The sequence below is a fragment of the Rouxiella sp. T17 genome, from assembly GCF_036663475.1.
Taxonomy (GTDB): domain Bacteria; phylum Pseudomonadota; class Gammaproteobacteria; order Enterobacterales; family Enterobacteriaceae; genus Rouxiella.
In genome coordinates, this window is sequence record NZ_JAWUEA010000042.1 from 221,606 (window position 1) to 244,675 (window position 23,070).

The 23,070-nt window shown below is 50.6% G+C and carries 17 protein-coding genes; 12 read left to right on the forward strand and 5 right to left on the reverse strand.

The annotated features are described in order from the left end of the window. The first annotated feature begins 250 nt into the window (after positions 1–250). Positions 251–2,233: a DNA topoisomerase III gene (locus SC206_RS21615; RefSeq protein ID WP_332740890.1), complete on the forward strand. Its 1,983-nt coding sequence runs from the start codon at positions 251–253 to the stop codon at positions 2,231–2,233. 179 nt (positions 2,234–2,412) lie between these two features. On the opposite strand, the gene SC206_RS21620 is transcribed toward SC206_RS21615, so the two are convergent. Both SC206_RS21620 and xthA read right to left on the reverse strand, forming a co-directional pair. Next, positions 2,413–2,859 (reverse strand): pyrimidine (deoxy)nucleoside triphosphate diphosphatase, encoded by a 447-nt coding sequence (locus SC206_RS21620; RefSeq protein WP_332740711.1) that lies wholly within the window; start codon positions 2,857–2,859, stop codon positions 2,413–2,415. Next, positions 2,856–3,665, reverse strand: coding sequence for an exodeoxyribonuclease III (gene xthA, locus SC206_RS21625; RefSeq protein WP_332740713.1), 810 nt, complete (start codon positions 3,663–3,665; stop codon positions 2,856–2,858). Before xthA ends, SC206_RS21620 begins: the two co-directional genes overlap by 4 nt. Before the next feature lie 274 nt (positions 3,666–3,939). Between xthA and tyrR the strand changes: the two genes are divergently transcribed. Next, entirely contained in the window at positions 3,940–5,505 is a 1,566-nt protein-coding gene (gene tyrR / locus SC206_RS21630) for a transcriptional regulator TyrR (protein WP_332740715.1), read from the forward strand. A gap of 139 nt (positions 5,506–5,644) precedes the next feature. Here tyrR and tpx read toward each other — a convergent pair whose 3' ends face one another. Both tpx and metG read right to left on the reverse strand, forming a co-directional pair. After that, complete coding sequence (gene tpx / locus SC206_RS21635) at positions 5,645–6,148, reverse strand: thiol peroxidase (RefSeq protein WP_332740717.1); 504 nt, start codon at positions 6,146–6,148, stop codon at positions 5,645–5,647. A gap of 211 nt (positions 6,149–6,359) precedes the next feature. Then, a complete protein-coding gene (metG, locus tag SC206_RS21640; RefSeq protein WP_332740719.1) occupies positions 6,360–8,390 on the reverse strand; it encodes a methionine--tRNA ligase in 2,031 nt (676 codons plus the stop codon). Between the two features lie 227 nt (positions 8,391–8,617). Between metG and apbC the strand changes: the two genes are divergently transcribed. From apbC to asmA, 4 genes are all read left to right on the forward strand, one after another. Then, the gene (gene apbC, locus SC206_RS21645; RefSeq protein ID WP_332740721.1) at positions 8,618–9,730 is read left to right on the forward strand and encodes an iron-sulfur cluster carrier protein ApbC; all 1,113 of its coding nucleotides are present in this window, start codon (positions 8,618–8,620) and stop codon (positions 9,728–9,730) included. Positions 9,731–9,877: 147 nt separating this feature from the next. Then, positions 9,878–10,519, forward strand: coding sequence for a uridine kinase (gene udk / locus SC206_RS21650; RefSeq protein WP_332740723.1), 642 nt, complete (start codon positions 9,878–9,880; stop codon positions 10,517–10,519). A 194-nt stretch (positions 10,520–10,713) separates the two neighbouring features. Next, the gene (dcd, locus tag SC206_RS21655; protein ID WP_332740725.1) at positions 10,714–11,295 is read left to right on the forward strand and encodes a dCTP deaminase; all 582 of its coding nucleotides are present in this window, start codon (positions 10,714–10,716) and stop codon (positions 11,293–11,295) included. 46 nt (positions 11,296–11,341) lie between these two features. Beyond that, positions 11,342–13,192, forward strand: coding sequence for an outer membrane assembly protein AsmA (asmA, locus tag SC206_RS21660; RefSeq protein ID WP_332740727.1), 1,851 nt, complete (start codon positions 11,342–11,344; stop codon positions 13,190–13,192). A gap of 145 nt (positions 13,193–13,337) precedes the next feature. Here asmA and SC206_RS21665 read toward each other — a convergent pair whose 3' ends face one another. Further along, positions 13,338–14,924, reverse strand: a complete 1,587-nt coding sequence (locus SC206_RS21665) for a TerC family protein (protein ID WP_332740729.1) — start codon at positions 14,922–14,924, stop codon at positions 13,338–13,340. A gap of 484 nt (positions 14,925–15,408) precedes the next feature. On the opposite strand from SC206_RS21665, the gene galU reads away from it, so the two are divergent. The 6 genes from galU to SC206_RS21695 all read left to right on the forward strand — a co-directional run bounded on the left by galU (position 15,409) and on the right by SC206_RS21695 (position 23,058). Continuing rightward, the gene (gene galU, locus SC206_RS21670; protein WP_332740731.1) at positions 15,409–16,296 is read left to right on the forward strand and encodes a UTP--glucose-1-phosphate uridylyltransferase GalU; all 888 of its coding nucleotides are present in this window, start codon (positions 15,409–15,411) and stop codon (positions 16,294–16,296) included. Positions 16,297–16,768: 472 nt separating this feature from the next. After that, positions 16,769–18,193, forward strand: coding sequence for a mannose-1-phosphate guanylyltransferase/mannose-6-phosphate isomerase (locus SC206_RS21675; RefSeq protein ID WP_332740733.1), 1,425 nt, complete (start codon positions 16,769–16,771; stop codon positions 18,191–18,193). A gap of 18 nt (positions 18,194–18,211) precedes the next feature. After that, a complete protein-coding gene (cpsG, locus tag SC206_RS21680; RefSeq protein ID WP_332740735.1) occupies positions 18,212–19,591 on the forward strand; it encodes a phosphomannomutase CpsG in 1,380 nt (459 codons plus the stop codon). Continuing rightward, the gene (locus SC206_RS21685; protein WP_332740737.1) at positions 19,588–20,382 is read left to right on the forward strand and encodes an ABC transporter permease; all 795 of its coding nucleotides are present in this window, start codon (positions 19,588–19,590) and stop codon (positions 20,380–20,382) included. The genes cpsG and SC206_RS21685 overlap by 4 nt, the downstream gene beginning before the upstream one ends. After that, complete coding sequence (locus SC206_RS21690; protein ID WP_332740739.1) at positions 20,382–21,614, forward strand: ABC transporter ATP-binding protein; 1,233 nt, start codon at positions 20,382–20,384, stop codon at positions 21,612–21,614. The genes SC206_RS21685 and SC206_RS21690 overlap by 1 nt, the downstream gene beginning before the upstream one ends. Continuing rightward, positions 21,604–23,058 (forward strand): class I SAM-dependent methyltransferase, encoded by a 1,455-nt coding sequence (locus SC206_RS21695; protein WP_332740741.1) that lies wholly within the window; start codon positions 21,604–21,606, stop codon positions 23,056–23,058. Before SC206_RS21690 ends, SC206_RS21695 begins: the two co-directional genes overlap by 11 nt. The last annotated feature ends 12 nt before the right edge of the window (positions 23,059–23,070 follow it).

Below are 23,070 nucleotides of genomic sequence, written 5' to 3' on the forward strand. Positions count from 1 at the left end.
GACGCTGTCTTGCCCTTATTAAGCGTAGCCAAACTTCGGCAGGCTGCGTCCCTATTGTTGGTGTGGATTTTTGAGTGGGTGAAATTCGTGCGCAAAGGGCCTGATTTATCCGATAAATCCTTTTTTCGCCGTTTTTGTGAGCGAACGTTGGGACGGATGTTCAATCCCGACTTATCAATTGTTTGCCCAGCGGCTAACATAGGCAGATATTAAGGATGAAATGCCGCCCCCTGTTTGTGAGTCACGCCTGATGCGATTGTTTATTGCCGAAAAACCCAGCCTTGCCAGAGCGATAGCTGATGTCTTGCCCAAGCCGCACAAGCGCGGAGATGGATACATTGCCTGCGGCAGTCAGGACGTGGTGACCTGGTGCGTCGGTCACTTGCTCGAGCAGGCGCAGCCCGACGCCTATAACAGCCGCTTTGCGCGCTGGGCGCTGGAAGATTTGCCGATTATTCCCGAGAAATGGCAGCTCCAGCCGCGTCCGTCGGTGGCCAAACAGTTGAATGTGATTAAACGGCTGCTGCTTGAGGCGCAGGAAGTGGTCCACGCGGGCGACCCCGATCGCGAAGGGCAACTGCTGGTCGATGAAGTGCTGGATTATCTCGAGTTAGACGCCACCAAGCGCCAGCAGGTGCAGCGTTGTTTAGTTAATGACCTTAACCCGCAGGCCGTCGAGCGCGCCATTACTCGCCTGCGCGACAATCGCGACTTTATTCCGCTCTGCGTGTCCGCGCTGGCCCGTTCGCGTGCCGACTGGCTTTACGGCATCAACATGACCCGCGCCTACACGATTTTGGGCCGCAATGCCGGTTATAACGGCGTGCTTTCTGTGGGTCGCGTACAAACGCCGGTGCTGGGGCTGGTGGTGCGGCGCGACGAAGAGATTGAAAACTTCGTGCCCAAAGACTTTTTCGATGTCAAGGCGCACATCGTTACGCCCGCCGACGAGCGTTTTGTCGCGCTGTGGCAGCCCAGCGAATCCTGCGAACCTTATCAGGATGAAGAAGGGCGCTTGCTGCATCGTCCGCTGGCCGATCACGTTGTCGGACGGATTGGCGGCCAGCCCGCGATAGTCAGCGGATACAATGACAAGCGTGAATCTGAAACGCCGCCGCTGCCGTTTTCACTGTCGACGCTGCAAATCGAAGGGGCAAAAGCCTTTAACCTGAGCGCGCAGAAGATCCTCGATATCTGTCAGCGGCTGTATGAAACGCACAAGCTGATAACTTATCCGCGTTCCGATAGCCGTTATCTGCCGGAGGAACACTTTGCCGGCCGCCATTCGGTGCTTAACGCCATCGGGATTCACCAGCCGAGCCTGATGCCGCAGCCCGCGCTGGATACCGACAAGCGCAATCGCTGCTGGGACGACAAAAAGGTTGATGCGCACCACGCGATTATTCCGACCGCGCGCAGCAGTCGGGTGAGCCTGACTGACGATGAAAGCAAGATTTACGGCCTGATCGCCCGCCAGTATCTGATGCAGTTCTGCGCCGACGCGGTTTTCCGCAAGTGTGTGATTGAGCTAGATATCGCGGGTGGAAAGTTCGTCGCGAAGGCGCGCTTTCTGGCCGATGCCGGTTGGCGAACGCTGCTCGGCAGCAAAGAGCGCGACGAGGAGAACGAAGGCACGCCGCTGCCGGTGGTGGCGAAGGGCGATGAGCTGCTGTGTGAAAAAGGCGAGGTGGTTGAACGTCAAACCCAGCCGCCACGGCCTTTTACCGACGCCACGCTGCTTTCTGCGATGACGGGTATCGCGCGCTTTGTTCAGGATAAAGCATTAAAGAAAATCCTGCGTGCAACCGACGGTTTGGGCACGGAAGCTACGCGCGCGGGCATTATCGAGCTGCTGTTCCGCCGTGAGTTTTTGTATAAGAAAGGGCGTTACATTCATTCGAGTGATACCGGAAGGGCGTTAATTCACTCGCTGCCGGATATTGCCGCGCGACCTGACATGACGGCCGATTGGGAATCGACCCTGACGCGGATCAGCGAGAAGAACTGTCGCTATCAGGATTTCATGCAGCCACTAGTCTCGACGCTGCAAGATTTGATTGTGCAGGCCAAGCAGAATCGCGTGTCACCGGCGTTTCGCACTATCCCTTCGAAACCGAATGCTTTCAAATCGAAAGCCAGCGCGTCGAAAACGACAAAGCCAAAAGGCGCAGCACCGAAAAGTAAGCGCGCACCGGGCAAAGCAGGCAAGGCGGAGCCGGGTGTAAACGAATAAAACCAAAGCCGCGCGTGAACGAATAGCACGAGAAATTGATATTCAGTTACGCCGTAACTTTGTAAGCTGCTGATAATTAAAAGAGCGGTGAATTTTTGATTTAATAGCAAAGAAAAGCCTAAGGTGACGTTGTCACGTTAGGCTTTTTTGTTAATCACTTTTAGTTAAGACACGATTTTCTAGAGATTTTTAGATTCCAAGAAAGTGATATAGGCTTCAAGCAGCGGAACGTCCGCAGGCGCCAAATCATAATCTCGAGCTTGCACAGCCGTAACCCAAACAGTCTCACTGTGACAACGTAACGCTAACTCGCCGCTAAACGCACTCACCCGCAGCGCGTGCAGCTCGATAATCCGCTGGCCTTTTTGCCAGGCGTTACTGGCAATCCACTGCTCGACCTGTGCGTCAATATTCAGCTCTTCCAGCAGTTCGCGGCGCAACGCGACGGCCTGTGTTTCACCCGCTTCAACCTTGCCGCCCGGAAACTCCCACAAACCTGCCTGATCGGAGTTTTCATCACGACGAGCCAAAAGGATGTGATCGCCGCGCTCAATGATGGCGGCCACCACCTCTATTGGCGCTGTTATCGCCAGCCCTGATGACTCGCGTGGGTCGGGAAGGATCACTTCAGGTCGAACTCGGCCCAAACGGGGGCGTGGTCAGACGGTTTTTCCATCGCGCGCGTTACATAATCGATACCCGTTGCAATGCAGCGCGCGGCCAGCGGCGTGCTCGCCATGACTAAATCGATACGCAGTCCGCGGTTATCGTCGAAGCCTTTCGAACGATAGTCAAACCACGAGAACTGATCGTTGGTTTCCGGATTGGCCGCGCGGAAGGTGTCGACCAGACCCCAGCCTTTCAAACGTTCCATCCACTCGCGCTCTTCCGGCAGGAACGAACATTTACCCGTGCGCAGCCAGCGTTTGCGGCTCTCTTCACCAATACCGATATCTAAATCTGTCGGGCTGATATTCACGTCGCCCATCACCACCACCGGTTTTTCTACTGACAGCTGCTGCTGGAGGTAGTCCTGCAAGTCGGCGTAAAAACGCTGCTTGGCCGGGAACTTGGTCGGATGGTCGCGGCTTTCGCCCTGCGGGAAATAGCCGTTAATCACGGTCAGCACGCCCTGCGGCGTTTCGATGTCAGCCATGATAATGCGGCGCTGCGCGTCTTCTTCGTCGCCCGGGAAGCCGCGACGAACCTCTAGCGGCTTCTCTTTGGTCAGCAGTGCAACGCCGTAATGACCTTTCTGGCCGTGATAATAGACGTGGTAGCCGTGCTGGCTCACTTCTTCGAGCGGAAACATGTCATCGTGGACTTTTGTTTCCTGCAAACCGATAACGTCGGGCTGATGTTGTTCGATAATTGCCGCCAGCTGATGAGGGCGAGCGCGCAATCCGTTGATATTAAAAGAGACGAACTTCATAGTCGGGAACCATTTGGCGTTGAATTCAGCCGCTGATGTTAACAGAGTTTTTTACGCGATGTCACGATGCACGCGTGCTGTTAGCGGTGATGTTACGCAGCGTGAACAGCCTTTTATGGGTGTAAAAGCCTGATGGTTGATGAGGAAATCGGCAGGCGACACATTTTCTGTCAACATTTTGTGACAGTCTCTTTTTACAGTGCGCGCGACAGGGTATTATGCTTAACAGAACGTCTGTTTCCAAAAATTGCACTCCCCGAAAAAGGTCAAAACGATGCGCCTGGAAGTTTTTTGCGAAGACCGTTTGGGTCTTGCCCGTGAGTTACTCGATTTATTAGTGCTGCGCAGCATTGATTTGCATGGGATAGAAATCGCCGCCCTGAGCCGCATCTATCTCAACTTTTCGCAGCTCGATTTTGACACTTTCCGCGCCCTGATGGCCGAAATCCGCCGCATTGACGGCGTAACCGATGTAAGAACCGTGCCATTTATGCCGTCCGAACGCGAACACCGCGCGCTGCGTGCCTTGCTGGTGTCGATGCCCGAGCCGGTGTTTTCCATCGACATGAAAGGCCGTATCGAGCTGGCAAACCCCGCCGCGCTTTCTCTGTTCGAGCTCGAAGAGAGCAAGATGCGGCAGTACACGGCGGCGGGCCTGATTAGCGGCTACAACTTTACCCGCTGGCTGGAACATGACAGCGACAAGCCGCACACCGACAGAGTCGTTATCCACGGGCAGGATTTCCTGATGGATCTCACGCCTATTCAGCTTGATGACGAAAACCGTGCCAGTGAAGTGGTCGGCGCTGTGGTCATGCTGAAATCGGCCGCCAGAATGGGCCGTCAGCTGCAAGACTTAACCATTAACGACGAACGCGAATTCGATCACATTGTCGCAGTCAGTCCGAAAATGCGTCAGGTGCTGGATCAGGCGAAAAAGCTGGCGATGCTCGACGCGCCGCTGCTGATTGTTGGCGATACCGGCACCGGCAAGGATCTGCTGGCCCGCGCCTGTCATTTACGTTCCGCGCGTGGCAAAAATGCTTTTCTCGGTCTTAACTGCGCTTCGCTACCCGACGACGTGGTCGAAAGCGAGCTGTTTGGCTATGCGCCCGGTGCCTATCCAAATGCTGTCGAAGGCAAAAAAGGCTTCTTCGAGCAGGCTAACGGCGGCTCGGTACTGCTCGACGAAATCGGTGAAATGTCGCCGAGAATGCAGATCAAACTGCTGCGTTTCTTAAATGATGGCACTTTCCGTCGCGTGGGCGAAGAGCACGAGGTGAAAGTCGACGTGCGGGTAATTTGCGCCACGCAGAAGAATCTGGTCGAGCTGGTGCAGCGCGGCGAATTCCGTGAAGATCTTTATTATCGCCTCAACGTGCTGACGGTAACGTTGCCGCCGCTGCGTGAACGTACCGCCGACATCATGCCGCTCACCGAACTGTTTGTGGCGCGCTTTGCCGACGAACAAGGCATGCCACGGCCAAGACTCAACGCCCAGCTCGGCAGTTATTTGTCGCATTACGGCTGGCCGGGCAACGTGCGCCAGCTGAAAAACGCCATTTACCGCGCCTTGACCCAGCTCGAAGGCAACGAGCTGCGCCCGCAGGATTTGGCGCTGCCAGACTTTGACGCTGAGGTAACACTCGGAGAAGAGGCGCTGAATGGTTCGCTGGATGACATCAGCAAGCGTTTTGAGCGTTCCGTGTTGACCCGTCTTTATCGCACTTATCCAAGCACCCGCAAGCTGGCAAAACGGTTAGGCGTTTCGCATACCGCCATCGCCAACAAGCTGCGCGAATACGGATTGAGCACGCGAAAATCAGACGGCGAAGAGTAAGATTTTCGATTTCATTCGACAATCAAAAATTTGAATGTGAAGTAAGACGTTTGAAATAAGAAGTTTGAAATAAAAACCCCGCCTATTGAGCGGGGTTTTTTGCTTACTGCTTACTGAAAATGAAACCGTGCTGGTAAATTTAACGTAATACAGCGAGCGCGGCGTCGTAGTTTGGCTCGTCACTGATTTCGCCCACCAGCTGGCTGTAAAGCACGTTGTCCTGCTCGTCCAGCACTACCACGGCACGCGAAGTCAAGCCAGCCAACGGACCGTCGGTGATTGCTACGCCATAAGTAGATTTGAAATCATCACCGCGAAGAGTGGAAAGGGTAACGACGTTTTCAAGACCTTCGGCGCCGCAGAAACGCGACTGAGCAAACGGCAGGTCGGAAGAGATGCACAGCACCACGGTGTTTTCGAGTTCGGCGGCCGCTTTGTTAAAGGTGCGAACAGACGTTGCACAGGTGCCGGTATCGACGCTTGGGAAAATATTCAGGACTTTGCGTTTCCCCGAGAAGCTGCTCAGCGCAACGTCAGAGAGATCTTTAGCGACCAAAGTGAAAGGTTTGGCAACGTCGCCTTTCTGCGGCAGTTGGCCGGCAACGCTTACGGGATTACCTTGAAGATGTACGGTCTGAGTCATGATTTTTCCTTGATGCTCAATAGCAAGAGTAAAATCCAGTCTTGCAAATTCGGCCTGTAAATTCAAATTTCTTTATAAGTTATGCTTATTTATCGATAACCCGCGGTAGAAATCGCGTCAATTTCAGGCATGAAAAAGCCCGTCCGCAGTTATTTTACTCACTAGGGACGGGCTGGTTTCTTTCAAACGGTTAACAGCAGATCAGAAAAACTTATTTAACCTGCATACCCGGCTGCGCGCCGCTGTCCGGGCTCAGCAGGAAGATATCTTTCCCGCCCGGACCCGCCGCCATCACCATGCCCTGCGACACGCCGAAACGCATTTTGCGCGGCGCGAGGTTGGCAACCATGATAGTCAAACGGCCTTCCAGCAGCTTTGGATCAGGATAAGCAGAGCGAATGCCAGAGAAGATTTGACGCTTCTCGCCGCCCAGATCCAGCTTCAGGCACAGCAGCTTGTCAGAACCTTCAACAAAGTCTGCGCTTTCGATTAGGGCAATACGCATGTCGACTTTCGCGAAATCATCAAAGGTGATGGTTTCCTGAATCGGGTCATCTGCCAAAGGACCGGTAACCACGGCTTTCGTTGCGGCAATGTCCTCTTTCGAAGCATCAACCATCGCGGCCACTTTTTCCGGCTCGATACGATTGAACAGGGCTTTGAAGGTGCTGACTTTATGGTCCAGCAGCGGCTGCTCGATTGAATCCCAGGTCAGCTCGGTATTGAGGAACGCCTCGGCGCGCTCGGCCAGTGAAGGCAGAACCGGCTTGAGGTAAGTCATCAATACGCGGAACAGGTTGATGCCCATCGAGCAAATCGCCTGCAGGTCAGCTTCGCGGCCTTCCTGTTTCGCGACCATCCACGGCGCCTGTTCGTCAACATAACGGTTGGCAAGGTCGGCCAGCGCCATGATTTCACGGATAGCACGGCTTGATTCGCGAGATTGGAAAGCCTCGGCGATGCTGCTGGCCGCGTCGGTAAAGGTCTTGTACAGCGCTTCGTCAGCCAGTTTGTCGGACATTACGTTGTCAAAACGCTTGCTCAGGAAACCGGCATTACGCGAGGCCAGATTGACCACTTTATTGACGATGTCAGCATTCACGCGCTGCACGAAATCTTCCAGATTCAGGTCGATGTCGTCGATACGCGAAGAGAGCTTGGCCGCGTAGTAGTAACGCAGGCAGTCGGCATCAAGGTGCTTCAGATAAGTGCTGGCCTTGATAAAGGTGCCGCGAGATTTCGACATTTTCGCGCCGTTGACGGTGACATAACCGTGAACGAACAGGTTGGTCGGCTTGCGGAAGTTACTGCCTTCGAGCATTGCTGGCCAGAACAGGCTGTGGAAATAAACGATGTCTTTACCGATGAAGTGATACAGCTCGGTAGTTGACTCTTTTTTCCAGTATTCATCAAAATCGAGACCCGGTGTGCGATCGCAAAGGTTTTTGAATGAGCCCATGTAGCCGATTGGCGCGTCGAGCCAGACGTAGAAATATTTGCCCGGCGCATCAGGAATTTCGAAGCCGAAATAAGGGGCGTCGCGGCTGATGTCCCACTGTTGCAGGCCTGATTCAAACCACTCCTGCATTTTGTTCGCGACCTGCTCCTGCAACGCGCCGGAACGGGTCCACGCCTGTAACATTGCGCTGAACTCTGGCAGGTCGAAGAAGAAGTGCTCGGAATCGCGCAGTTCTGGCGTTGCGCCGGAGACCGCCGATTTCGGGTCGATCAGTTCGGTCGGGCTGTAGGTCGAGCCACACACTTCGCAGTTATCGCCATACTGATCGGGCGCTTTACACTTCGGACAGGTGCCTTTTACGAAACGATCGGGCAGGAACATGCCTTTCTCGGGATCGTAAAGCTGAGAAATAGTGCGGTTCTTGATGAAGCCGTTCTCTTTCAGGCGGCTGTAAATCAGCGTAGACAGCTCGCGGTTCTCGTCGCTGTGCGTCGAGTGATAGTTGTCGTAGCTGATACCAAAACCGGCGAAATCTTTCTGATGCTCCTGGCTCATCTCCTCAATCATTTGCTCCGGCGCAATGCCCATCTGCTGAGCTTTCAGCATGATTGGGGTGCCGTGCGCATCGTCGGCGCAGATGAAATGAGTTTGGTTGCCGCGCATTCGCTGGTAACGGACCCAGATATCTGCCTGGATGTGCTCGAGCATATGTCCGAGGTGAATTGAACCGTTAGCATAAGGAAGTGCACAGGTTACCAAAATTTTTTTCGCGACTTGAGCCATAGTTAGAGCATGCTTTCTTTTAAGTATTGGGCCTATGATGTTAACCCACAGCGCCGCCCTACGTAAACCTGCACCCTTTCTGTTATGCTATTTTTATAACAGTGAAAGAGCAGAATTTTCGACAGGATCCTGCTTCGTTCTTTTATTGACCATTAAACCGCGATCACTGATAAGACATTCATTAACAAAACCTATTTATAAATAAAACAGTATTTCAAGGAGCCGGGATGAAATCACAATCCCCTGAGAATGTTACTCCCGCCGAGCTGCACGCCGCTGTTAACGTGGTGCTGGCGACGTTTACCCATCCGACCCTGCAAAAAAGCCTTACCGCGCTTAAAGCGCTGCATCAGTGCGTGGTGCTTGATAACGTGCTGCACATCGAGCTGATTCTGCCGTTTGCCTGGAAATCTGGCTTCGAACAATTGAAGCTACTGACTACTTCCGAGCTGCTGCGCGTGACCGGAACGCACTCTGTGGACTGGCGTTTGAAGCACGATATCGCCACGATGCGCCGTGCCAACGACAAGCCGGGCATTAAAGGCGTGCGTAATATTCTGGCGATAAGTTCGGGCAAGGGCGGCGTGGGCAAATCGACCACGGCGGTCAACCTCGCGCTGGCGCTGGCGGCGGAAGGGGCGAAAGTCGGCGTGCTGGATGCCGACATTTATGGGCCTTCCGTGCCGAATATGCTGGGCACCGAAGATGAACGTCCGACCTCGCCCGACGGCCAGCACATGGCGCCGATTATGGCCCACGGACTGGCGACCAACTCGATTGGTTACCTTGTCACCGATGATAACGCCATGGTATGGCGCGGCCCGATGGCCAGCAAGGCGCTGCTGCAAATGTTGCAGGACACGCTGTGGCCGGACCTCGATTATCTGATTCTGGATATGCCGCCGGGCACCGGTGATATTCAATTAACGCTGGCGCAGAGCGTGCCGGTGACGGGCGCGCTGGTCGTTACTACGCCGCAGGACATCGCGCTGCTCGACGCCATGAAGGGCATCGTGATGTTCGAAAAGGTCAACGTGCCGGTGCTGGGAATTATCGAGAACATGAGCATGCACATCTGCTCGCAGTGTGGTCATCACGAAGCGATTTTCGGCACGGGCGGCGCGCAAAAGCTGGCCGAGAAATATCGCTGCGAACTGCTGGCGCAAATGCCGCTGCATATTTCGCTGCGTGAAGATTTGGATCGCGGCGAGCCGACGGTCGTGGCTAACCCCGACAGCGAATTCACCGCCATTTATCGCCAGCTTGCGTCGAAGGTCGCGTCGCAGCTTTATTGGAAAGGCGATGCCATTCCGACCGAAATCGCTTTCCGCGCGGTTTAATTATCATTTTTTAACGATTAATTTAAGCCAGCCAGCCGCTTAGTGGCTTTAAGGCTGGCTTCATCCCTCTGTTGTACCTATAATTGGCGCGATCAAAGCGCCATCTGGCTGCTTGCCCTTCAAACTCCAAATCAGGTCGTTAATTTTATGTCTGACAAGTTCCATCAGTGTGTCATCGTAGGTATCGCTGGCGCATCTGCCTCTGGAAAAAGCCTTATTGCCAGTACCTTATATCGTGAGTTGCGCGATCAGGTCGGTGACGAACATATCGGTGTAATCCCGGAAGATTGCTACTATCGGGATCAGAGTCATCTGACCATGGAAGAGCGGATCAAAACCAACTATGACCATCCAAATGCGATGGATCACAATCTGCTGTTCCAGCATTTGCAGGCGATGAAAGCCGGGAAGGCTATCGAGCTGCCAAGCTACAGTTTTATCGAGCACACTCGCCTTAACGAGACAGTAACGTTAGCGCCTAAAAAAGTGATCATTCTTGAAGGGATCCTGCTGCTGACCGACGTGCGTCTGCGCGAAGAGCTGAATTTCTCAATTTTTGTCGATACGCCGCTGGACATCTGCCTGATGCGCCGCATGAAGCGCGACGTCAACGAGCGCGGCCGCTCCATGGACTCCGTGATGGCCCAGTATCAGAAGACTGTGCGTCCAATGTTCCTGCAGTTTATCGAACCTTCCAAACAGTATGCCGATATCATCGTGCCACGCGGCGGTAAAAACCGCATCGCCATCGATATCCTTAAGGCAAAAATCAGCCAGTTCTTTGAATAGTTATACTTATAGCTAAAGTTAACCATTAACTATTCTTTTGACTGATCAACACATAAGCAACCCCAAGTCATCGGGTTTGTATCAAGGCGGCAAGCGAGCGAGTCCCGATGAGCTGACATAAATCAGTGAGTCGGGCGAACGAACGCAGCCAACGCCGAGACAAGCCCGAGTACGCGGGAAGAGGGAAAATAACCATGAGATTGTGTGATAGGGACATAGAGAAAGCCTTGGACGAAGGCAGTTTAAGCATTTTGCCGCGTCCACCCGTCGAACGCATTAACGGCGCAACCATCGACGTGCGCCTCGGCAACGGTTTTCGCGTTTTCTTGGGCCACAATGCCGGTTTTATTGACCTGAGCGGGCCAAAAGATGAAGTTGGCGCGGCGTTGGATCGCGTGATGAGTGATGAAATCGTGTTGCCTGAAGGCGAAGCGTTCTTCCTGCATCCGGGCGAACTGGCGCTGGCGGTAACGTTGGAAGTGGTCACTTTACCAAACGATCTGGTCGGCTGGCTCGATGGCCGCTCCTCGCTGGCACGTTTGGGCCTGATGGTTCACGTTACGGCCCATCGTATCGATCCGGGCTGGTCAGGCCGCATTGTGCTTGAGTTCTATAATTCAGGTAAGCTGCCATTGGCACTGCGTCCGGGCATGCTGATTGGCGCGCTGAGCTTTGAACCTTTGTCGGGTCCGGCGGCGCGTCCTTATAATAGTCGACAGGATGCGAAATATCGTGACCAGCAGAGTGCGGTCGCCAGCCGTATAGATAAAGACTAATACGCTCTGGCAGGATGCAAGGGCAGGCAAATTACAAGAGGATGGCATGAAGAGATTAGTGACAACGTTGGTTATTTTGCTGGTGGTACTGATCGCCGGTATGACCTCGCTGGTTTTTCTGATTAACCCGAACGACTTCCGTAATTACATGGTCAATCGCGTTGAACAAAAAAGCGGTTACAAATTGGCTATCGATGGCGACCTTCGCTGGCACGTCTGGCCCCAGCTGAGCATTTTGGCGGGTCAAACTTCACTCACTGCACCCGGCGCGAAAGATCCGGTAGTGAGCGCGGAGAATATGCGTCTCGATGTCCGTCTTCTGCCTTTGCTCTCGCATCAGCTTTCGGTTAAGCAAGTGATGCTGAAAAGCGCGGTCATTCGACTAACGCCCGACAGCGAAGCCAACGAGCCCGATGCGCCGATTGCGCCGGCCAACTCCTCGAGCACGCAAAATGTCAGCGACGCCGAGCACGGCTGGAAGTTTGATATCGGTCGGCTTGATGTCGCCGATAGCCTGCTTATCTGGCAGCGCGGCAACAGCGACCAGATTAACGTCCGCGATATTAATTTGCAGATGGAACAAAACGATCGTCGGCAGGCGACGGTGCAGCTTTCAAGCCGCATTAATCGCGACCAGCGCGACCTGACGCTCAAGCTCAACGCGACGCTGGATATGCAGAACTATCCGCGCCAATACGCCGCCAACATCAGTAACCTGACCTATACACTCACCGGTGCCGACGTGCCGAGCAAGGGTATTAGCGGGCAGGGAAGTTTGCAGGCCAAGTATCTGCAAAACAGTAATACCGTCACCTTGAACAAGCTGGCGTTGACCGCCAACGACAACCAGCTGACTGGCAGCGGACAGGCGGTGCTCGACGACATGCCGAGTTACCAGCTGAATTTGCAGTCCGACAAGATGGACCTCGATGCTATTTCCGGCTGGCAGCCGAGGGGCACCGACAGCACGATGCAAAAGGGACAGGCGGTCACCTCTGCGCCGGTTATCGCGCGGGACATGGCGGCCGAGCAGGACAGTCTAAGCGTGCTGACCAGCTTTAATGCACAGGTGGCGCTGAAAGCCGTCGATTTAACCTATCGCGGCCTCAACATTAAAAACCTCGATTTGCAGGCAACGAACCGCGCGGGCAACGTGCAGCTTTCGACCCTGACCGGTAATTTGGGCACCGGCACCTTTGCGTTGCCGGGCACGCTAAATGCCACCGGAAAACAGCTGCAGGTGAATTTCACCCCTGATTTACAAAATATCGAATTAAGCGACCTGCTGCGAGCTTACAATCTGCCGCAGGCCTTGACCGGCAGCTTCACCATGCAGGGCGAGCTGAGTGGCAAAGGTCTTTCGCTGGCCGATTTCAACAGTAATTGGCAGGGCGACGCGGAGCTGTCGATGGCTAACGCGCATCTTAACGGCCTCAATATCCAGCAGTTGGTGCAGCAGGCGGTAAGTCGCAGCAGTAACAAAGTGCAGGGCATGGAGCGTTACGATCGTTACTCCGACATCAAGCAGCTCAATGCCCACGGTAATCTGCGCAACGGCGTGCTGTCGCTGAACAATCTCGCGGCCGAGTCAGAGATGATGAACGTTAAAGGTGAGGGCAAGATTAACTTCCCGAACGAAGAGGCGGACATGAATCTTCTGGTTAGAGTCACTGGCGGCTGGCAGGGCGACAACGCGCTGATCGCCACGCTACAGAAAACCGATATTCCGCTGCGGGTGTTTGGTCCGTGGAAGCAGCTTAACTATCAGTTGAAAGCCGATCAGGTGTTGCGCCAGCAGCTGCAAAATGATGCTCGTAGCGCGATCCAAAACTGGATCGACAAGAATGCCGGCAAGAAAGAGAGCGATAAGGCAAAGTCATTGATCGACAAGCTGTAGGTTTTCATTAGATAAGCATTCGGCATTGTTAATCGATAACGCTTGATAGCAAAAAACGCTGCACGAAAATTCCTTTTCCGTGCAGCGTTTTCGTTTCTAACTCTATTCTTCTATTCTTCTATTCTTCTATGACTTCTTGGACTTCCTACACTTCGTAATCGGGTTCCAGCGTTTTGAGCGGAGTGATTTTCACTTTCAAAATGCGATGGCTATTCACTTCCAGCGGTTCGAAAATGTAGTTATCGATGTGCAGCTGCGTGCCTTCCTGCGGGATATTCTGCGCGTATTCCATCAGTAATCCGGCAATGGTGTGATATTCGCGTTTCTCTTCGATAGGCAACGGAATGTACATCACCAGATCGTCGAGCGGCATGTAGCCATTGGCAATCCAGCTGCCGTCTTCCAGTTGAACGATGTCATGACGAGCATCCAGCGCTGCCGCTGATTCTGGCATGCTGCCCGCAATGGTTTCCATCACGTCGGTTAGGGTCACAATGCCTTCTACCGAGCCAAACTCATCGACCACAAAGGCGAAATGCGTCTTGGCCTGTTTAAACTGTTCCAGCGCCGCCAATAGGGAAAGCTGCTCCGGGAATATCAGCGGTTGCTTGATAATCGCCTTCAAGTTCAGCTTGTTATGCAGCAACTGCTGGCGGAGAAGATCAACAACGTGAACCACCCCTAATGGCGAGTCTGTGGCACTGTTTTCGGTGACTAACATTCGGGTGTGGGAGTTTTCGGCAATTTGATGAGTCAGCATCTCCAGCGGCTCGCTGAGCTCGAGGTTGTCGACGTCGTGACGTGAGGTCATCACGCTGCTCACCGAACGCTGCGCCAATCCGAGTACGCGCTCAATCATATGCCGTTCCTGCTGATTGAAAATCGCATCCTGTTCTTTATCTATATCGGCAATCATATTAGACGAGTGAGCGTCGAGCTCGGCGTCGTCATGCTTTCCGCGCAGCACGCGTAATACGGTTTCAGCCGTGCGCTCGCGCAGGGAACGACGTGACGAAAGAAAACGTCGGCGATTGAACTGCGCCCACTGATTTAGCATTTCGATAATCACCGAGAAACCAATCGCGGCGTACAGATAGCCTTTCGGAATGTGATAACCAAAGCCTTCAGCCACCAGGCTAAAGCCAATCATCAGCAAGAAGCTTAAACAAAGGATAACGATGGTAGGGTGATCGTTAACAAAGCGGGTCAGCGGACGGCTGGCGAGCAGCATTAAACCTATCGCGATACAGACTGCTACCATCATCACGGGCAAGTGGTCGACCATGCCGACGGCGGTGATTACGGAGTCGAGCGAGAACACGGCGTCGAGCACCACAATCTGCGCCACAACGGGCCAGAAGCGCGCGCGGCTGCCTTGTTGTCCATCCTCCTCGTCTTTACCTTCCAGCCTTTCGTTTAATTCGGTTGTGGCTTTAAACAGCAGGAATATCCCGCCCGTCAGCATGATTAAATCGCGGGCGCTGAAGGCGTGAGAGAAAAGGGTAACAAAAGGTTGAGTCAGGGTAGAAAGCCACGAAATGCAGGCCAGCAGAATCAGGCGCATCACCAGCGCAAGCAGCAGGCCGGTAACGCGAGCGCGTTCGCGTTGGCTTCTAGGCAGCTTGTCGGCAAGGATCGCGATAAAAATCAGGTTATCGATACCAAGTACAATTTCGAGAACCACCAGGGTAGCCAGCCCGGCCCAGATTGACGGATCGGCGATCCATTCCATAACGCTATTAACCTTGAAAACGCGGGGGAGTCCGCCTGATGAATAATGGCCGCAGGCTGGGAAAAATTCAAATTTAAAATCAGTGAGCTAGACAAGGCAGAGCAGGACTCGGCGCTGCTCAAAAAACGCAGGGGATTTGTTCAAAAACACGACGATTGGTAGGTAACAATCTTAAATTTAGGGCTTTAGGTTACAGTGTTGTTCAAGATACTGCTATCTTACTAACGAAGGCGAAATGTTTACTGGGTAAGATTGCCTAGTTATTAAGCAACTATAAGCCAACGCCTTTTTACAGAAAAGGACCTGTGTTTTGGGCCTACTAAATTTAAGACGACGGTCTATACTTTGCTTAAGTGATTTTAGAGCGTGGTAAAAGATTTTTGTAGCAAACAAATTTAAGAAACTTCAGTACGGAGCAGCGTTACCCTCTTTGGGTTTCTGCAGACTGAACTTAATCTCATGGTGTTGAGGAGTATCTCTTACAATGTTAAAAGCTGTTATCCCTGTAGCCGGTCTTGGTACCCGCATGTTGCCTGCAACGAAAGCCATTCCAAAAGAAATGTTGCCTATCGTTGACAAGCCACTGATTCAGTACATCGTTAACGAATGTGCTGCTGCCGGCATTAAAGAAATCATCCTGGTCACTCACTCGTCCAAGAATGCTATCGAAAACCACTTTGATACCTCTTTTGAACTTGAAAGCATGCTGGAATCTCGCGTCAAGCGCCAACTGCTGGAAGAGATTCAGTCAATCTGCCCGAAAGGCGTCACCATCATGAACGTGCGTCAGGGCCAGTCCAAAGGTCTGGGTCACGCGGTTCTGTGTGCACGTCCGCTGATTGGCGATGCACCTTTCGCCGTTATTCTGCCAGACGTTTTGATGGACGAAGTTTCCTGCGATCTGCGCAAAGATAACCTTGCCGCCATGCTGCGTCGTTTCGAAGAAACCGGTCACAGCCAGGTTATGGTTGAAGAAGTTCCGGAAGAAGACGTTTCTAAATATGGCGTGGTTGACTGCAACGGCGTTGAAGGCGAACCGGGCAAAAGCATTCCAATGAAAGCAATTGTCGAGAAGCCGGATCGTAAAGATGCGCCTTCCAACCTGGCCGTAGTAGGTCGCTATGTTTTCAATGAAGACATCTGGCCGCTGCTGGCAGTGACGCCTTACGGCGCGGGCAATGAGATTCAGCTGACCGATGCTATCGCGCTGTTGATGAAGAAAGAGACCGTTGAAGCGTTCACCATGACTGGCCGTTCCCACGACTGTGGCGACAAACTGGGTTACATGAAAGCTTTCGTTGAATACGGCATCCGCCATAAAGGCACCGGTGAAGCATTCAAACAGTGGCTGGAAGAGTTCACCGCCAAGTAATGCACTGATTGTCTCGAAAATGGAAAGCACCAGGTCATGGGCTTTCCATTTTTCGTTTATACGTAATTAGAAATTGCACAAAATTAAACCAAAATGAACAAAGCAGGTTTGAAGCATTAAGCTTCTTCCATAACGTTTTCGAATGATACTTTGATCTAAATAAAGAGTATTAAAACAACGAGAGCTTTCCGGAAGAAAATTCGTGACGGTGATGCTACTATGCGGTGGCAATATTTAGAAATATTCAATAAGTTTTGCACTAACTTATTGAATTAAAATCGCTTTTGGTTGTAATGGTTTTCGAGATGTAGACACAGGTTACTCGCCGCGTCGGCCCAACATGCAAAAGGTTTTCCAGTACTTTGGTTGCTACATGCCAAGGGCGGTAGCGTGCGGATTTTGGTCCACAATTTATTCAATTAGCTGTTTATCACTATATTTGAAAAATTAGCAATTCTGTAAGGATTAAAAAATGATACTTCCGGTCATTATGGCGGGAGGCACAGGGAGTCGTCTGTGGCCTATGTCGCGTGAAATGTACCCAAAACAATTCTTGAGATTACACAGCAAGAATTCAATGTTGCAAGAGACCCTGCTGCGCCTTAATAATCTGAGCGTTAGCGAGCCGGTAGTCATCTGTAATGAAGAACACCGTTTTCTGGTTGCAGAACAGTTACGCGAAATCAAAAAGTTATCCAATAACATTATATTGGAACCGATGGGGCGTAATACCGCGCCTGCCATTGCCCTAGCCGCAATCAATGCCGTTAAAGACGGTAATGATCCGGTAATGCTGGTTCTGGCAGCCGATCACGTTATTAATAACGTTGATGCCTTCCATGCCGCGATTGAAACCGCAATTCCTTTCGCCGAAGCCGATCGTCTGGTCACCTTTGGTATTGTGCCAACAGGTCCGGAAACGGGTTACGGCTATATTCAGCGCGGTGAGTTAATCGGCGAGAATAATGAAGGCTATAAAGTAAAATGCTTCGTTGAAAAGCCTAATAAACCGACCGCTGAAAGTTACATCGAAACGGGCGACTATTATTGGAACAGCGGCATGTTTATGTTCCGCGCCCAGCGTTATTTGCAGGAGCTGAAGAAATTCCGTCCAGATATTCTTGAAGCCTGCGAGCAAGCCTTGGCCAATACCCATGCCAATTCAGATTTTATCTCCGTCGATAAAGAGACCTTTGCCAACTGTCCTGATGAATCCATCGACTATGCAGTAATGGAAAAAACCCATGACGCGATGGTAGTGCCTTTATCGGCAGAGTGGAGCGACGTAGGTTCATGGTCGGCACTGTGGGAAGTTAACAGTAAAGATGATGCAGAGAACGCCCTGACCGGCGACGTATTCCTGCACAATACCAATAATTGCTACATTAATACTGACGAAAAGTTGGTAGCGGCAATTGGCGTTGAGAATCTGGTGATTGTGAATACCAAAGATGCTGTGCTGGTTATTGATAAATCTCAAGTTCAAGACGTAAAACGGGTTGTAGAATTCCTCAAGGAAAATGAGCGCAGCGAATATCGCCATCACCGCGATATCTATCGTCCATGGGGCCGTTGTGATGCCGTGGTCGCAGAAGACCGCTTTAATGTGAACCGTATTACCGTTATTCCGGGCGGCAGCTTCTCATTGCAAATGCACCATCATCGCGCCGAGCACTGGGTTATTCTGGCCGGTACTGCCAAAGTGACGATTGGCGAGAAAACCTTTTTACTGACTGAAAACCAATCGACATTTATTCCAATTGGTTCGTTACACAAGTTGGAAAACCCGGGCAAGATCCCTCTTGAGCTGCTTGAAATAAGCTCGGGCTCTTATTTAGGTGCCGACGATGTTGTGCGTATCCAGGATCAATACGGTCGTTATAATCTCCAGTCGTAGTCATATTACGAGGCAAGAATGAGTACATTGAGTTGTTTCAAAGCTTACGATATTCGCGGCAAATTAGGCGAAGAGTTAAATACTGATATTGCTTATCGCATCGGGCGCGCATTTGGTGAATACCTGAAGCCCGAGAAAGTGGTTTTAGGCGGCGATGTTCGTCTAACAAGTGAAGAGCTGAAACTCGCACTGGCAAATGGCCTGATGGATGCCGGTACAGACGTTTACGATATTGGCGTAAGCGGCACTGAAGAAGTCTATTTCGCGACTTTCCATCTTGAAATGGATGGCGGAATAGAAGTGACTGCCAGCCATAATCCAATGAACTATAACGGCATGAAGCTGGTGCGTAAGAATTCCCAGCCAATCAGTGGCGATACCGGTTTACTGGATATTAAAAAACTGGCCGAGCAGAATACGTTTGCTGAACCTGAGTCTTCTAAACGCGGGGCGTATCAGCAAATTAATATTCTTGAGCATTATGTCGACCACTTGCTGAACTATATTGATGCCTCTGCCTTGAAGCCAATGAAATTGGTGATTAACTCGGGCAACGGCGCAGCTGGTCATGTTATCGACGAAATCGAACGCCGTTTTAAACGCGACAATGTGCCCGTGACCTTTATCAAGGTGCACAATGAGCCTAACGGTAACTTCCCTAACGGTATCCCTAATCCATTATTACCGGAATGCCGTGCCGATACTGCCGAAGCCGTTAAATTGCATCAGGCCGATATGGGTATTGCTTTCGACGGTGATTTTGACCGCTGCTTCTTCTTTGACGCGCAGGGCGAATTCATTGAAGGCTACTATATTGTCGGCTTGCTGGGTCAGGCATTCCTTGAAAAGAACCCGGGCCAAAAAATTATTCACGACCCGCGTTTAACCTGGAACACGCAGGATATTGTGACGCAGTCCGGCGGCGTGCCAATTATGTCCAAAACGGGCCACGCGTTTATTAAAGAACGCATGCGCAGCGAAGACGCCGTTTATGGCGGCGAGATGAGTGCTCACCACTATTTCCGTGATTTCGCTTACTGCGACAGCGGAATGATCCCGTGGTTGCTGGTGGCCGAGCTGGTTTCTGTAAAAGGTCACTCACTGAGCAGCATGGTAAAAGATCGCATGGCCGCATTCCCGGCTTCCGGCGAAATCAACCGCAAAGTAGACGATGCTAAACTGGTTATCCAGAGAATCCGTGATACCTACGAATCCGATGCAATAAACGTAGACTTCACCGACGGACTCAGCCTTGAATTTGCCGACTGGCGTTTCAACTTGAGAAGCTCCAACACTGAGCCTGTTATCCGATTGAACGTGGAATCAAAAGGTAATACCGAGCTGATGAACCAGAAAACAGCTGAGATATTAGCGTTAATGGGCGGGGTTGCTCAGTGAAAGATTTGCTACTAGCAATATATCGTTATCGTGGTTTTATTATAAGCAGCGTGAAGCGAGACTTTCAGTCTCGCTATCAAACCAGCATGTTGGGTGCACTGTGGTTGGTATTACAACCACTCGCCATGATTTTGGTTTATACCCTTGTCTTCTCTCAAGTCATGCAAGCTAAAATGCCGGGCGTGATTGGTCCGTTTGCTTACAGTATTTACCTCTGTTCCGGCGTATTAACCTGGACCTTGTTCACTGAAATTATCGATAAAAGCCAAAACGTTTTCATCGCTAATTCTAATCTAATCAAAAAGCTTAACTTCCCGAAAATTTGTTTGCCTATCATTGTGGTGTTATCAGCAGTAATGAACTTTCTGATAATTTTCAGCCTGTTTGTGATCTTTTTGCTGATTAGCGGAAGTTTTCCAGGTACGTTATTCCTTGCGATAATTCCACTACTATTTATACAGTTATTATTTTCAGTTGGGTTAGGCATGGTTTTCGGCGTGATGAACGTTTTCTTCCGCGACGTTGGCCAGTTTGTAAGCGTCTTATTGCAATTTTGGTTTTGGTTCACCCCCGTAGTCTATGTTCTCAATTCATTGCCAAGTTGGGCGCACAACATACTGATGTACAATCCGATGGCGCGTCTGATGGCTGCTTATCAATCGATTTTTGCTTATCAAAAAATGCCTGATTGGTACTCTTTATGGCCAGTACTATTATGCGGGATTATTTTTTGTGCGTTAGGAATGCGACTTTTTAGAAAGCATTCTGCAGACATGGTGGATGAATTATAATGAGCTTTATTTCTGTTGATAAAGTCGGCAAAGCCTACAAACAATATCCTTCAAAATCTGCCCGCTTAGTAGAGTGGTTATCACCTACCAGCAAATCGCATCATAAACTCAAGTGGATACTTAACGATATTTCGTTTGTGGTTAAGCCTGGTGAAGCTGTTGGTATTATTGGTATTAACGGCGCAGGTAAAAGTACTCTGCTGAAATTAATCACAGGTACGGCAAAACCAACGACTGGGGAAATCCGTCTTGAAGGCCGTGTTGCGGCGATGCTGGAATTAGGTATGGGTTTTCACCCCGATTTTACCGGCAGACAAAATGCTTACATGTCTGGGCAATTGCTTGGAATGACTTCCCAGCAAATTACCGATCTCATGCCTGAAATAGAAGAGTTCGCAGAGATAGCTGATTATATCGACGAGCCGGTTCGTGTATATTCAAGCGGCATGCAAGTGCGATTGGCTTTTAGTATTGCTACGGCTATTCGTCCTGATATTTTGATTGTTGATGAAGCGCTTTCCGTTGGCGATGCCTATTTCCAACATAAAAGTTTTGCGCGTATCCGTGAGTTTCGCGAACAGGGCACTACGCTTCTACTCGTGTCACATGATAAAACGGCGATTCAGTCAATTTGCGATCGCGCTATCTTGCTCAATAAAGGACGCATTGAGAAGCAGGGTAATCCTGAAGAAATTATGGATTATTACAACGCGATGCTGGCAGAGAAATCTGGCAATCCTGTTACTATTCGTCAAGAGCAAACTGAAACCGGTCAAATTCAGACCATTTCTGGTAACGGCGATGCAACCGTCACTTCTATCTCCTTTATCAACAGTAGCGGGAAGGTATCAGAAAATATTGGCGTTGGAGACTTAGTTACCTTAAAGATTGAAGTTGATATTCATCGCCCAATAAGAGAACTAGTATTAGGCTTCCAAATTAAAGACCGCTTGGGGCAGGTTGTTTTCGGCACTAACTCCTATCATATGAAGGAGATTATTCACGATTTGCCTGCAGGTCAGAAAGTCACTTTCAATTATAAATTCCCAATGAACCTAGGTGAGGGTAATTTTTCTATCGCTACGGCCTTGCATGACCGCGATACTCATATCAATAATAATTTTGAGTGGCGAGATCTTGCGCTGGTATTCAATGTAATTAACATTGAGCAATCGACCTTTATGGGAGTATCTTGGCTGCAAACGGAGTTAGAGTGTACTTATGAAAGATAGTTTTTATAGCGCATTTGAAAAGAAATACCGTGGCTCTCGTGAATTAATTGCCAAGCGCCTTGAGGCTTATATTCCGATTATTTCGCCATTACTCGAAATATATCCGGATGCTAGCGCATTAGATCTTGGCTGTGGGCGAGGTGAATGGCTGGAGATGGTCACTAAATTGGGTTTTGATGCTCGCGGTGTCGATCTCGATGATGGAATGCTCTCATATTGTTCAGAGTTAAATCTTAAAGCTGAAAAAGCAGAAGCGATTGCTAGCTTAAGAGAATTACCTGATGACTCAATCGCCTTAATTTCTTCTTTTCACTTAGTCGAGCATATTGGTTTTGATAACGTCCGTAGCCTTATCTCGGAGGCGTTACGGGTATTAAAGCCGGGCGGGGTGATGATATTAGAAACGCCTAATGCTGAAAACTTACAGGTTGGCACGCATACCTTCCACTTGGATCCAACTCACGATAAACCGATTCCTCATCAGCTGCTTGAGTTCGTAGCTGAGTATTCAGGCTTCCATCGCACAAAGATTATGCGTTTGCAGGAGCCTGAACATATTAGTCTTGAGAATGAAACGTTTACGCTCACTGATGTGTTGCTTTCTGTCAGCCCTGATTACAGCGTAGTAGCCCAGAAAACGGCCAATGAAGAGATCCTTGCTCATTTTGATACCCCCTTCGCTAAGAATTATGGCGTGTCACTGATTCAGCTTGCGAATGCTTATGATGACAAACTTCACCTCAAAGAAGACGCTCAACTGGCTCGCGTTCAGACTATGCAAGAGGAGATAAGCGAACTGAAAAATAATCTTGATAGAGTAGAAGCGTTTAGCACAAGCGGCGTTCTAGAAGAAAAAATTCGCCTTGAATATGAAAACCAACAGCTTGAATTAGCTAATAAGCAGTTAACGGATGAAAAAGAGCAACTTAAGGCAGCTCTTGAGCTTGAAAGGGATGAACTTGAAGCCGCCTTAGGTGTCAAAACTGATCAATTAAAAGCAGCCTTGGAGCTCGAGAACGAACACCTTAAAGCGGCACTTGATCAAAAAACGCGAGAATATAACGATATTAGTACCGCCCACCATCACGTTGTATTTAGTCGCTCCTGGAAAATGACCAAGCCCTATCGTGTCGCTGGCCAACAAATTAGATATGTCGCTCAACATGGTCCAGTGAATCGCTCGAAACAAATTATCAAGCGTATTCTAGTTGCGTTAAACAACAGGCTTAATCGTCATCCAGAACTAAAAGCTAAATTGGTAAGGGGCGTCAAGAAAGCAGGCCTGGAAAAAATCTCCAGAAAAATATATGTGAAGGCACAAAGTATTCCTCAAGTTGCTGCTTCACCTGAGGAGATTTTACAGCATCAGGATCTTGTCAATCAGCTACATGATATGAGCTTGCTTCCGCCAGAAGTTAAAGACATCTTCTCGAAGCTAAAATAACAATAATTTGAG